Genomic DNA, 13,493 nt, shown 5'->3' with positions numbered 1-13,493 from the left:
GGGCGAGCAACATTACTGCGAATCAATTATGGCCGACTCTCCGCAACAATCTAATTCCACTCTTGGGCAGGGAGCGACTGCCGAGTTATATGCGCCTGCCGATGCTCGTCGTCGATTTTTTGGGAGCATAATGACGGCCTTAGTTGTTGGCTGCACCCTCATTGCATTGATTCCTCTGGTGGCCATTCTGCTGAATGTCTTCATCAAGGGAGGCGGTCGGCTCGATGTTGATATTTTCACGGAGCTGCCACCGCCACCGCTGGTGAAGGGCGGAGGGATGAGGAATGCGTTCTTTGGCACCCTCATTACACTGCTGATTGGTTCTCTCTTAAGCGTACCGATCGGTATCCTGACAGCAATTTATACCGTGGAGTTTGGCCGAGGCACGAAGGCAGCAGGGATCGTTCGGTTTTGCACGAATGTTTTGAGCGGCGTGCCATCCATTATTGCGGGTCTGTTTGCCTACGGCATTGTTGTACTGACGACGGGTAACTTTTCTGCGGTTGCTGGAGGAGTCGCGCTGTCGGTGCTGATGGTGCCGATTGTGATCCGTACCGTTGAAGAAGGTCTTAAATCTATCCCCCGAGAGATTCGTCTTGCTTCTATTGGTGTGGGAGCCAATGATTTTCAGACTATCAGCCGAGTTGTTATACCCGCCGTGATGCCATTTATTGCAACAGGGATAACGTTATCGCTGGCAAGGGCCGCTGGAGAAACCGCCCCACTCTTGTTCACGGCTTTGTTTAGCCAGTTTGGCTTCAATGGCCCTTGGGAACCTGTTGCAACGCTGTCTGTACTGATCTATAACTTTGCAATTTCTCCGTATCAGAATCAGCAGGAGCTGGCCTGGGTTGCTTCACTGGTTATTATTCTACTGATTCTGTTCATCAGCATCATGTCTCGCTATTTGACTCGAAGAAAAGTGTTTTAGGTCACTGTTATCCCTTTCCCATGACGTGTCTTGCTACCTCTGAACTATGACTGCTTCACCCTCTCAAACTGGTTCCCCTAATCTCAAGGCAACTCAACCTCTACTCCGTGCCGAGGATGTTTCGATCCTATACGGCTCGACCGTTGCTGTGAGTAATGTTTTTCTCGATATTTTTCAATATCAAATCACAGCGTTTATTGGTCCTTCTGGCTGTGGTAAAAGTACGCTGTTGCGGTGCTTCAATCGCACCAATGACTTGATACCTGGTGCTCAAGTCAAGGGCAATATTACGTTCCAGGGAATTGATCTCTATGCCAAACAGGTCGATCCGGTAGAGGTTCGTCGTCGGATCGGGATGGTGTTTCAAAAGCCAAATCCTTTCCCTAAATCTATCTACAACAACATTGCCTTCGGAGCCAGAATTAATGGCTACAAAGGGGATATGGATGAGTTAGTGGAGACCTCTTTGACCCGCGCTGCGTTGTGGGATGAAGTTAAAGACAAGCTCAATGAGAGTGGTTTGTCTCTATCGGGTGGTCAGCAGCAGCGGCTTTGTATTGCCCGTGCGATCGCGGTTCAACCCGAAGTCATCCTGATGGATGAACCTTGCTCAGCGCTTGACCCCATTTCTACGCTTCGCGTTGAGGAATTGATGCAAGAACTGAAAGAGCAATACACAATTGTGATTGTGACGCACAATATGCAGCAAGCATCCCGTGTGTCTGACAAAACAGCATTTTTTAACGCTGAGGCCACCGATCAAGGTAGCAAGCGCGGTTACCTCGTGGAGTATGACGACACCGTTAATATCTTTACCAATCCCAAAGAAGACTACACCCGCGACTACGTTTCTGGACGTTTTGGCTAACGCGTTGTGCTTCTTCTCTCTCTAGTCTTTTCTCTACCGCTCTGTTTCCTGGGGCAGATTCTGCTCTAAAAACTCAATTCTGCGCTTTTGATCGGCCGCGAGCTGCGTTTGTTGATGCAGCTCCTGCTCTAGTTCTTGAATCGTGTGCTTGCGTTTAGAAGACTTCCAGCCCCGTTTCAAAATGGCCGGCATGGAAACGAGGAGTCCCACCAGGAAGCCCACGGCAAGGGTAAAGAGCAGAATGAAAGCCAATGAAGCCTGTACAGCCCAGATGCCGAAGCGAATCACAAGGACGACTGGATTTTGAAAAGCAAAAATAATCGCTAAAAGCGCAATTATCAGCGCTAGGATTAGAGAAGTACGCATGCCGGTTAACCTTAGAACGCTTTCAGGCAGCGACTCTGCCCCGTCAGATTATACCCTCTATTCCCTTCAGCGGAGCCTTCCCATGCCTCAATCCAGCGTCAAGCGCAGCGAGTTGCATAAGCGTCTCGTCATCGATCGACAAACTTCAGAGAATGTGGGTCATTTGTCTCAGCTCTTGCTCGATGCCCCCTCACAGAAGATTGTAGGTTTCTACTGTGGCGGTGGCCTTTTCGGGGGCGGGCGGCAAGCCTTTAGCTGGGATCAAATTGAGAGCATTGGCGACGACAGCATCGTGGTCACCGGCAAGCAGTGGGAACCTGAATTCGAGGGGACCGGACCGATGGAAGCTCCCATTGGACACGAGCTATGGACCGATACCGGCAATCAAATGGGAAAAGTGACGGATCTCCTTTTTGATCCGGCAACCGGAAAGGTCACTCACTATGTGTTTACCTCTAAGGGGTGGCACAGTGTAGTGGATGGAACCTATCTACTGCCTCCCGTAGCGATTTCGAGCATTGGCAGTAAACGCATCATTGCCCTCGAAACCATGATGAAAAATCCTCAGCAGTATCAAGAAGGCTTAGGGCACAAAGCGGGTAGCGTTGCGGAGTTCTTTAAAGAAGACTATCGGCAAACCAAGGAGGATCTAGCGGCCATTAAGCACGGTGCTCAAAATGCCGTAGATCAGGTAAAAGAGGTGTTGCCGGGGCATCAAGACTCAGCCAAAGACGATCCGAGTTCTCAGCCTTAGTTCTGAACCACTACCCAGAAACTTCTTGGTTCCACTCTTTTTCTGCATCTGCGACAGCTTGATCAACAGATTTTTTGTCCAGCATGGCTTCCTGCAGGTTAGTGTAAATAATCTTCTGCAGCTTCTTCACGTCCTCAACCACAGGAATCAGGACTTCTGCTGTTTCCATCTGGCTAGCGCTGATCACGCGGCCTTTATCTAGGGCACTGGCGTCAGTGGGCACTTCGCTAAAGTACGGATCGGCTAGCGATGATTGGGTGGAGGGCAGAACGTTGGCTGCTTTGGCAAAGGTGAGCTGGTTTTCAGGATTGGTGACAAACTGGGCAAACTTCAGTGCGGCTTCAGGCTGGTCGGTGCCGCTGGGTACAAGAAGGTTCATCGCGGCGACGTTGGTTTTGCCTGACTCACCAGAAATTTGGGGTGCAGGCACAGAGACCTTGGCAATATCCGGTGCATTTGTCGAGATCGACTTTAGAAATTGGGGGCTGGACGTGAGGATAGCTGCTTGGCCGGACTGATAGAGCTGAACGGCTTGGCGATGGCCTTCGGTAATCACTTCCGGCGGCAGGAGTCCCTGCTGATAAAGATCGGTCCAGTACTGGAAGGCGGCTTTGCCCTCGGGACTGTTAAAGGCGGCTTTACCTTGGTCATCTAGTAGCTCAACCCCCATCTGCACAAAGGACTCTAATAGTTCGCCCGAGTCTTCGGGGACAGCGGTGACGAAGAAGGCATACTTGCCAGTTTTTTCCTTGACTTGCTTGGCGACTTGAGCCAGTTCTGCGTAGGTGGTGGGGGGCTTATCGACGCCCGCCTGTTCGAGCAGATCTTCGTTGTAGATGGCGATCCGAGAGGTGAGATACCAGGGAAAGCCAAAGCTCTTATCCCCCAAGGTAGTAGCTTTCCAGATGTTGGGGAGATATTGCGATCGCACCTCTTCTGAGATCTTGTCGTTGAGGTTCAACCAAGCATCTTGACTGGCGAGCTGAGAGGCAAAGTCAGGGTTGAGATTGACAACGTCGGGAGCCTTATTCGCTGAGACTGCCGACAAAATCCGAGTTTGCATCGCTGACCAAGGCACGTCTACCCAGCGAATTTTAAGCTCAGGATTCTCGGATTCAAACGTCTCAATCACCTCATTGAAGTAATCGTTATATTCGGGCTGCAGCTGCATGGTCCAGAATTCGACTTCGGCTCTCCCGTCATCGCTCTCTGAGCTGGAGGGGCCAGGGGCACAGCTAATCAGCAGGCTCAGCATCAGGCCCAGCAGAGCAAATAGGGTGAAGCGTTTCCAAGGTCTTGGCGAAATCATGAGGGTTGCGATCGCATCTCTGTTATATCGGATCCAGTGTACGCCGATTGCGAACGCGCGCAAGGTAATTTCTCGGCAAAGACGGGCGCATTCTTCTAGCGGATGCTATTATTTAAGACGCTACGGCACGCGGATGTGGCGGAATTGGTAGACGCGCTAGATTTAGGTTCTAGTACCGAGAGGTGTGAAGGTTCAAGTCCTTTCATCCGCATTACAGCTCAGAAAATCACTGTCATCGTCTGCTATCAGCAGCTTGAACGGGCTGGATTCTACTGCCGTCAACTTCTTGGGCGACGGTAACCCCAGCCAGGAACTCCCGATCTTCAGTAACGTGGGGCATTTTGAGTTGGCTTTCAGCGGCACCATTCTGAACCATCCGCTGCCGGACCTGCTCAAAACTTCCGGCAGCCAAAATTCGCAGGTGGGGCGGCCGCACCTGATCGCGTCGCTTGAGGGCATACATCGTGTGCAGCTCCTTGAGCGTAGCGTCAAACGCACCGAGAAACGCAACCGGATCGGTCAACGTCTCACCAGACGCCAGTTCGATATTGATCAGATACTGCGCCGGAGCGTCATAGGTCAACGTAAAGCAAAAGTTCTCTAGCTGGAGGTTGAAATCACTCTGCAGTTTTTGCATCACCTGTAGCGCGTGAAATTCCGTAATTTTTTCCCCCACAGAGGTCATAACGCCCCCCCGTCGATAGCGAAAAATCAGCAGCGGCGTCTGCTCATAGAACCCTTCGACTTCGACCACGTCCCCGAGGTCATAGCGATAGAATCCACTAAAGTTGCTGAACACAATTCGATAGCACTGCCCCACCTCAACCTCCCAGGGCAGGAGCGTTTGGGGTTGCTCTACGTCCCACTGGTCCTCTGGGATAAATTCATAGAAGCCACTTTCAATCGCCAAAATCACGCCATCCGTATCGAAGTCTCGATGAACGCCGTAGGTCGCTTCTGCAGAGGAGTAGATACCTCCATAAATTTTGATGTCGCCGAAGTATTCAGGAAAACGTTGAAAATAGAAATTAGAAGTGCCCCCCCGCGCCGTCACCAAAAAGGACAGCTGGGGCCAAACATGCTGCGGCGTCAGGCGTCCGTGGGTCTTAAAGATCTGCCTAAGCTGAGCTGAGCGCTGAGGAGCGGCGGACCACTCTTTTTCCAGCTTGATCCGCAACTCCGGGTCAAGCCGCAAGTGATCGGCAAGCTGGCCTGTCTCTAGATCACGAATCAGAGACTCTGAATACCGCTCTAAATAGTCACACATCAGCAGTGCTAGGGCCGGGAAAGTTGCACAGACAATCCGAATATCAGGATCGCGGAGTGAAAAGAGCAGACAGATATAATGTCGAGTGGCAATATCTGAGATTTTGAACACGTCAGAAGGATAAGCAACGACCTGGCGATACAAGAACTCGCCTAGACGTAGATCGCTCGTACTCACAGGTGCATAGGGAATACCTCCCTTAGTTTTGCCTAAGGCATTGACAGAGCCTGGAAATAGGGCCGTGCCAAGGGGCGTCTGTTCTCGTCTTGCGGCGGCTGTAACAATCCCGACCGCGACACGATTGGTTCTAGAGAGTATCTGACGCGATCGCTTCGTCACCGGAATCAGCTTCTTGCGCCCCGTAGAACCGCTGGTAATGTTGAAGTAAATGAGCGGCTCTGCTGTCAGCACATTCGTTTCACCGTCAGCCATCCGCTGAATATAGGGTTCAAAGCCGCTGTAGGGCTGAACGGGGACCTGCTGCCGGAATTGTTCAACGGTCTGAATCTCGGAAAAGCCGTACTCTCGGCCAAATTCGGTGTTCTGATGAGCCTGGAGTAGCGATCGCAAAAAACCAGTCTGCACCTCAATAATATTTTGAGTTTTACGAGTGAAGTTCTTCTTTGACCATTGGGTGACCAGACCCAACATCGTCAGAGCAAAATTTGCCATAGGTCTCCTCTCAAATCCTTACCAGCTCCAACACATCCAGCGAAACTCTAACTTAATCCGGGCAGAAATCGCTTTGCCGCGAGGCCACGAACTCAGGGCTAATCGCCTGGGCGTCTATTCCCAGTGAGGGTTTTAAGTAGTGGAGTTTGCACTCTGTTTGCAAACGTTCAAATCCGCCGCTGGTAATATTTAGCAGCAGGGTCTCTGCTTTATGCACCTTACCAGACTGCACCGCCTGCAATAGAGCGGCGGCGGCCACCCCTGAAGCAGGACAAATATCAATACCCTCTAGCTCTGCAAACAATGCCCTGGCCTGCTGCGCCTCTGCATTGGTGACAGCATACATGCTCCCCTGCGATGCCGTTAGTGCGTCATAAACACCCCCCGCAATTGAGTAGGCTGGCTGGCGATTGGTGAGCACCTTCGCAGAGGCTTGATTAATGCGCATCTTGGCAACGGAGGCTGTCATTTCCTCAATCTCCCGTTCACCAGCCTTCCAGGCATCGACCATCGGTGTAAAGGGCGCGTTTTGGGCTAGATGCAGCGTCATCGCCTGCTCGCCAAATCGACCATCCTGGAGCAGCCGTAGATTCGCTTCCCAAGCTGCGATGCCGCCCGTTCCCGACCCGACGGCCTGAAAATAGTGGTCAGGAATGCGACCCAGGGTGACGGCGGCATCAATCACCGTCAGTCCCATACCGTCACGACGACCAATGTTGGCGGCTCCGCCCTCAGGGAAAAAACCGTCAAGCTTGCTAATTAAGCGACCGAGCTGGATCGCGTCAAAATAATCTTCGCTCTTGTTTACGATCACGAGCCGAACAGAGGGATTGAACGATTCAGAGGCCCAGATGGCGGGCAGACTCTTTTCGGGAATCACGAGGCACAGGGGAATGCCGTGGCGAGAATAGATCTGAGCAAAGGCCCTGCCGGTATTGCCTGCAGAAGAGATCGCCAGCACCTGCTGATTCTCTTGGGGAATTCGGGCCAAGACAGTGACGGCTTCTAGTTCTTTGAACGAGCAGGTCAATAGGCGAGCATTGCGCTCGGGCCAGTAGCCGCTGAAGCTAATCCAAAGCTGTTCTAGTCCAAGGTGCTGAGCTAAACCTTGACTTTGGTAGGTGATCGGCTTGCCAACATTCGATAGGTACTGCTCAACCGGTAACCAATCAATGAATTGAAAGAGTCCAGGAAGCTGTGGTCTGACGGTGAGCTGCTGGCTGGCATAAACGGCCCGCAGCAGGGAGGGTTCATGTTCTTGATCGCAGTGCAGTCGAAACGGATCGGGGGCATATTCTGCGCCACAGAATAGACAGCGAAAGCGATACTTGGGCTGATTAGCGGGTGGCGAAAAACGTTGAAACACTACATCAAGAGTCCTTATTGCTGTCAAGAGACGGCTATGACATCGATACCCTACAGTTTTTTACCCAATTATCATAGCGACTGGCCTATGAAAGTTACGGGATGTGATGCCCAGTCCATGACGCAGATCGTTCAATATTGTTCGCGACAGCCTCGCGCACGCGAGAATCGCTGCTGCGGGTTCACAATCAAGGGGACATTAATGGTCTAATAAAAAGCAGCCTCGACCACTCCTTTGAGATCAAGCTCAAAGCGGAACGGATGAGCCGTCGTTGCCTGAGCGATTAAGAACCAGATGTCTAATCCAACCTTTGATGTCAAGGTGCCTGCCACCAGTGCGAACATTGGTCCTGGTTTTGACTGTTTGGGGGCTGCGCTGACGCGCTACAATCGCTTTCAATTTACAGCTCTTGATCCGGCGGTTGGCCCGCTGCAGATTCAGGTGCAGGGAGCTGAGGCTCAACAGGTGGCAACGGATGCAAGCAACCTGGTTTATAAAGCCTTTGTGGCTTATTTCCGAGACCGACCGGTCCCGCCTGTACAGATCAAGATCCGGCTTGGGGTGCCGCTTGCCCGTGGACTCGGAAGTTCGGCAACGGCCATTGTGGCAGGGTTAATGGGAGCCAATGCGCTAGCGGGTTCGCCCCTGACGAGGCAACAGCTTTTACCGCAGGCCATCGCCCTAGAAGGTCACCCTGATAATGTTGCACCTGCTCTGCTAGGCAACTGCCAACTGGCGGCGAAAGATCAGCAAACAGAGCAGTGGACGCTGTGTGATGTGCCTTGGTCCCCCGAGGTTGTCCCGATTGTAGCCATTCCTGATTTTGAGCTGCCGACCTGCTCTGCTCGCCAGGTGCTGCCCAAGTCCTGTGAATACAGTACCGCTATTTTCAACGCCGCTCATCTGGGGCTGTTGATTAGGGGCTTAGGGGCAGGTCATGCAGACTGGCTGCGGGCGGCGCTGCAGGATCGGCTTCATCAGCCCTATCGGCAGGGTTTGATTCCAGGCTATGGGGCGGTGGCTCATGCGGCAGCTGAGGCGGGGGCCTATGGAATGGTCATTAGCGGGGCGGGGCCAACGTTGTTAGCACTGGGGCCAGTTGTGAGGGGAGATGCGATCGCAACTGCAATGAAATCGGCATGGGCATCAGAACTGAGCGCCGAGACTGCCGTTCTCCAGATTGATGATCAGGGGGCTACGGCTGAAGCAGTTGGCTCGTAGGCAGACATCAAGGTAGACAATTTCATTTTTAGCGTCATTTTCAAGAAATTTTCAGCTCATTGTTAGAGTTTGGGCGCGAATAGCCAACACTAGGCAAAAGTTAAATCGGTCCGTTTCCTCTGACCGAGCATCCCCATCGCAGGCGATACCTGAAAGTTGATCGCATGACCCTCAGTACAGAAAGGCTCGGACACGCACAGCGGCTCGTGGCTCTTCAATCCACTTTAGAGCAGATTCGGCTACAGCAGCAGATAGAACCGCTGTTGGCGTTAGCCCTGGAATTTATTCAGGCGGTCTTTTCCTATCCTTTAGTCTGGATTGCCACGTACAACCCCGATCGGCGTGAACTAACAGGGGTGCATGGCGCCATGCCCAAAACAGAAAAAACAGCCTGGGCACAGCAAGGACTCAAGGTCTTACCAGGAGATTACTTTGATCAGGTTTTACTCACAGGTCAGCCCGCCGTCATCGCGGATCTGCAGCAAGATCAGCGAGCCGGTCAGTGGCAAACCATCGCCAGCCGCACAGAGATTGAAGGCGCCCTAATCTACCCGCTGTGGCACCACAATCAGCCTTACGGCGTGATCCTGATGGGATCTCATCACTGGGGTGGCAACCCACGCCCGGAAGAGATGACCCACCTCTCTATCCTCTGTGGTGCATTGGGAGCCGCCCTGCACGACCTACAGCCGCAGGGGCAATCTCCGGGACAGTTACATCAATCTTTGCAAGCCGCCATCGGCCAGCTAACGTTGATCAGCGGTTTTGAGGAACGATTGACGGTCGTGCTTCAGTTTCTGCATCAGGCTCTGTCGCCCGCGCAGACCAGTCTGTATTGGTTAGACACCCAGCAGCAATGTTTTTGGCAGCGACTCTTCTATCGAGCTGAAATGAGCAAACGTTCACGGGGGAAACGGTCAACCCCGATTGAAGTACCGCTGTCAGATATTCAGCACTTTCACCAAGCACTGCGGACCGAACCGGTAGTGGCCGTCAGTGAAATTCAGGGTACTGTCAGTACAAAAGCTCCCGCTCGACTGATGCATCAGATGAGGCGGCGATCGCTCCTCAGTGCGCCATTGATGATTAATCAGCAGCTTTGTGGATTTTTAGCGGTCGAAGGTACAGAGCCTCGAGTCTGGCGGGATCAGGAGAAGCAGCTTATTCAAGCTTTTGCCCAGCTTGCTAATCTCGCTTCTCCAACCATGATGGAGGAAGGACTGCCCAGTGCATCGAACAATAATCATAATCGCCTGATTTTTCAAACTCTACAGTCCGTCGCCCAGTCCCAAGATTGGACACAAACACAGCAGCAGATCATGGAACAGGTCTGTCTCCATCTCCAGTCTCAGTGGATGGCTGTTTTAAGTCCTGATCCCCGCACGGGCCAGTTTCAAATTGTCCAGCAAATCCATACACCCAAGCTCAAGCCCTCCACAGACCCATTCCAGCCCCTCAGTGAGGTGGACCGGAATATGATCCGACGCAGTGAGCAGGCGATCGCCATTGATAACCTCACCGATGATTTACGGCTACTGGCCTGGAAACCCAAGATTGATGCCTTAGGTATCAAAGCACTTTTGCTATCTCACACGACTCAAGATCAGCAGCTCGATCAGATTTTGCTCCTGGGTGGTCTTACCCCACGCTCCTGGACTACGGCAGACTGTGATCTACTCGACCGCGTAGGTCAGGCTCTGAATGCAGGGCGGCAGCAACACCGACTCCAGGTCGAAAATCAGCAGCAGAAAAGGCTGAATACGATTGTGCCGCAGAGCTTGATCCGACAGGATCAGGCCGCTAATCCTAAACAACTGGTTACAGACGCGCTACAGGACATGGTGGAGATGCTGTCTGTCCCGGCCGCAGCCGTGGTGTTCTGGGAGGGAGGGCAGGCGGAAATTGCGGCCTGCGTCGCCTCACCCCCTGATTTTGATCTAGCGCAAAATACGCCTATTGATATGGCCCAGGATGCCTTACTGCAAAGCCTCCTAACACTGGGACCACCGCAAATCCAGGAAGATGCCTTGCAGAATATTGTGGCCGTGCCGGTTCAGGATTTGACGCCCGAAACACGGCTATGGCTCAACTGTCGTGCCCTAGAGCAGGTGCTGGCCATACCAATTCTAGAGAGTGATCAACATCAGTCGCTGGGTGCTGTCATTTTTGGCAATAACTTTAGGCCGGGAGGCGACTCGCGCACCTGGGATCTTCAGCTTGTGGGTGGGGCGGCGATGCTGGTCCGTCATTTGGCGAGTCGCTATCGCTCCATGGTGTCACTCAAGCGCAACAGAAAGCAGTTACAGTCTTTGAATTGCCTGAACTGGTACCAGTACCGACAGATCGAACGGCACTGCCAAACGGCACTAACCTACCAGCGAGACCCGCAAGTTCAAGGGGCAGCGTCACCTGCCGCTCAGGCATTGTTAGCAAAGAGTCAAGCTGCCATTGAAAAAATCGAGCAGTTGATGCAGATCGATAGTGAGCAGTTCCCTCTTGAGGAAACCTCACTCCCTATCGCTTCGCTGCTCAGACAGTCGTTGGCGAGGGTCTCTACCCTCGCCAATCAACGCCAACTCTGGACCCAGGTTCATAATCTCACGTCTAATTCCACGGCAACTGGCGTTAACCCCAAGCTAGAACAGATACTCTATGAACTCTTGCTAGCGGCCTGCTATCGCTCTCAAGCAGGCCAGCGGATAGATATTTGGTGTCGGCTTGCAGATTCTCAGTGGCTAGAGTTATCCATCACAGATCAGGGACTTATAAATCCTCAGATGATTGCGGACCTGACCAACCGTAGCGACGTAGATGCTCCAACGCTAAAATCTCCTCCCGGGAAGCATTTAAGAGCTTGTCAAACATTAATGAAGCGACTGGGGGGACAGCTAGAGTTTGCCCAGCTTGATGATGGCCGCGTCCTCAGTCGACTGATGTTGCCTTTGAAATCGTCTTTGAGAGTGTAGAGACAGAAAATAGGCCTAATTCTTAGAGCCTAAGAATGCCAAAAGTAAATAGATGTTCTGTTTCTCAATATGCTGCCTACTGTCTTAACAGATTAACGGCTAAAGACGGTTACCCATTAGAGCGCTGCAAGTATTGTGCAATGCTACTCTGCTTCTGCTTGCTGAACTAAAGCATGAGTGCTTCCAATGATTTAAGTCCCTAGCTGAACCCACTGCGGGATAGAGTTCATAGCAACTAAGGGTGCTGTCGCTTGAGCTACGCAAGAAAGGCCAGCAGGCACATTATTCTCAGAAAATTGACGTTTCATTACAATAAACTCAAGGCAACGCGACCTCAATGAGTGCTGCGGCATCTTGATATTTCTTGCCTTAACTTAAGTCCATCGAGCTTATAGAAACAATTTGGAATTCATATCTCTATTTTGCAGCATTTCTTTAGAGCCTCCTAAGACAGCTAGAATTTGTCTTTTCCATCAATCTGTATTAAAATTTTCTCTGGTCAGAGCATAAACTTGACTGCTGACATGGATTATGGGGTGGGTCAACCTACGATTGGGCAAGAGCTCTGCAGGAAATGGGTTGAAGAACGATCTACGACCTAGAAAGCCAATTTCAGAGTATGGCATCCCACCTCTAGCAGATAACTTCACTTTTTGAGACGTTGATCTATCAAGCATTTCTTATGGTTTACGTTAGAAAGATTATTCTGATAGCTCCTAAAGTATGTCGGGATATCTAGGCGAAATGGCCGTTACTTGGCTTTCTGCTCTACTACTCCGTTTCCAAACCTTCATTAATTTCTGCTGTCTTGTAGCTTCAGATTTGCACCGAGACCCAATTCCTGTGAGGATATCCTTTAGCCTTACGGACATCGCGATCCTTCTGCTTTGGTAAAGCTCTAAGAAGGGCAAGTTTTTCCTGCAGTCTTGTTTGAGAGGCAGGTGACTCAGATGAACTCGGGTTGAAGATCCTCGCAAGCTTTCTAAAACGATATCTATTAAGCAACTCCCATGACTTCACCCACTACGACAGATCAAATTTTACTGAATGGAACCGAAGGTGATGACGACCTTCTAGGTACACCTGGTGCAGATGTGATTTGCGGCCAAGCCGGCCAAGACACCATCAGTGGCTTAGCAGGAAATGACTCTCTGCTTGGGGAAGCTGGAAACGACACCCTAACCGGCGGTGCGGGTGATGACACGCTAGCGGGTGGTGAGGGTGATGATACGGTCATTGTTAATAACTTCAGCAGTATAGACTCATTTGACGGTGGTGCAGGGCAAGACACCATCAGATTTGAACCCAGTGATGGACGTAACCTCACAATCTTTGTGGAGCAAGGGGGCGTTGGAGATCGCCAGGCAGGGGGGCAATCGTTTCAGAATTTTGAGCACATTATCACGGGGGATGGCAACGACAACCTCATTGGTGATGCAAATGACAATAGCCTGAGCGCGGGTGCCGGGAACGATACACTCACTGGCGGTGCAGGTGACGACACGCTCACAGGTGGTGCGGGTGATGACACACTCACAGGCGGTTCTGGTGATGATACGGTCATCGTCAATAACTTCAGTGGTCTAGACTCATTTGACGGCGGTGCAGGGCAAGACACCATCAGATTTGAACCCAGCGATGGACGCAACCTCACAATCTTTGTGGAGCAAGGGGGCGTTGGAGATCGCCAGGCAGGGGGGCAATCGTTTCAGAATTTTGAGCACATTATCACGGGGGATGGCAACGACAACCTCATTGGTGATGCAAATGACA

The 13,493-nt window shown here is 51.7% G+C and carries 10 protein-coding genes and 1 tRNA gene; 7 read left to right on the top strand and 4 right to left on the bottom strand.

Annotated features, from left to right (window positions below; genetic code table 11):
* Positions 1-28 precede the first annotated feature (28 nt).
* Both pstA and pstB read left to right on the top strand, forming a co-directional pair.
* Complete coding sequence (gene pstA, locus C1752_RS17525) at positions 29-931, top strand: phosphate ABC transporter permease PstA (RefSeq protein WP_110987356.1); 903 nt, start codon at positions 29-31, stop codon at positions 929-931.
* Between the two features lie 46 nt (positions 932-977).
* Positions 978-1,799, top strand: coding sequence for a phosphate ABC transporter ATP-binding protein PstB (gene pstB, locus C1752_RS17520; RefSeq protein ID WP_110987355.1), 822 nt, complete (start codon positions 978-980; stop codon positions 1,797-1,799).
* A 33-nt stretch (positions 1,800-1,832) separates the two neighbouring features.
* Here the strand turns inward: pstB and C1752_RS17515 are convergent, their stop codons facing one another.
* Entirely contained in the window at positions 1,833-2,165 is a 333-nt protein-coding gene (locus tag C1752_RS17515) for a LapA family protein (protein WP_110987354.1), read from the bottom strand.
* An 82-nt stretch (positions 2,166-2,247) separates the two neighbouring features.
* Here C1752_RS17515 and C1752_RS17510 point away from each other — a divergent pair, with 82 nt between their 5' ends.
* The gene (locus tag C1752_RS17510; RefSeq protein WP_158535127.1) at positions 2,248-2,919 is read left to right on the top strand and encodes a PRC-barrel domain-containing protein; all 672 of its coding nucleotides are present in this window, start codon (positions 2,248-2,250) and stop codon (positions 2,917-2,919) included.
* A 10-nt stretch (positions 2,920-2,929) separates the two neighbouring features.
* Here C1752_RS17510 and C1752_RS17505 read toward each other — a convergent pair whose 3' ends face one another.
* Positions 2,930-4,228 (bottom strand): ABC transporter substrate-binding protein, encoded by a 1,299-nt coding sequence (locus tag C1752_RS17505; protein ID WP_110987352.1) that lies wholly within the window; start codon positions 4,226-4,228, stop codon positions 2,930-2,932.
* Between the two features lie 129 nt (positions 4,229-4,357).
* On the opposite strand from C1752_RS17505, the gene C1752_RS17500 reads away from it, so the two are divergent.
* A tRNA-Leu gene (locus tag C1752_RS17500) sits at positions 4,358-4,439 on the top strand.
* A 21-nt stretch (positions 4,440-4,460) separates the two neighbouring features.
* Here the strand turns inward: C1752_RS17500 and C1752_RS17495 are convergent.
* A complete protein-coding gene (locus C1752_RS17495) occupies positions 4,461-6,167 on the bottom strand; it encodes a GH3 auxin-responsive promoter family protein (protein WP_110987351.1) in 1,707 nt (568 codons plus the stop codon).
* A 52-nt stretch (positions 6,168-6,219) separates the two neighbouring features.
* Positions 6,220-7,533 (bottom strand): cysteate synthase, encoded by a 1,314-nt coding sequence (locus tag C1752_RS17490; protein WP_110987350.1) that lies wholly within the window; start codon positions 7,531-7,533, stop codon positions 6,220-6,222.
* Positions 7,534-7,827: 294 nt separating this feature from the next.
* Here C1752_RS17490 and thrB point away from each other — a divergent pair, with 294 nt between their 5' ends.
* The 3 genes from thrB to C1752_RS17475 all read left to right on the top strand — a co-directional run.
* Positions 7,828-8,754, top strand: a complete 927-nt coding sequence (gene thrB, locus C1752_RS17485; protein ID WP_110987349.1) for a homoserine kinase — start codon at positions 7,828-7,830, stop codon at positions 8,752-8,754.
* 164 nt (positions 8,755-8,918) lie between these two features.
* Positions 8,919-11,720, top strand: coding sequence for a sensor histidine kinase (locus C1752_RS17480; RefSeq protein ID WP_110987348.1), 2,802 nt, complete (start codon positions 8,919-8,921; stop codon positions 11,718-11,720).
* Between the two features lie 1,010 nt (positions 11,721-12,730).
* Positions 12,731-13,493: calcium-binding protein (locus C1752_RS17475; RefSeq protein ID WP_146242368.1), on the top strand; the 763-nt coding region annotated here is incomplete at its 3' end.

Origin of the sequence: Acaryochloris thomasi RCC1774 (genome assembly GCF_003231495.1) — a bacterium.
In the GTDB taxonomy this organism is placed as follows: Bacteria; Cyanobacteriota; Cyanobacteriia; order Thermosynechococcales; family Thermosynechococcaceae; genus RCC1774.
This window is presented reverse-complemented; position numbering and strand designations above follow the sequence as displayed.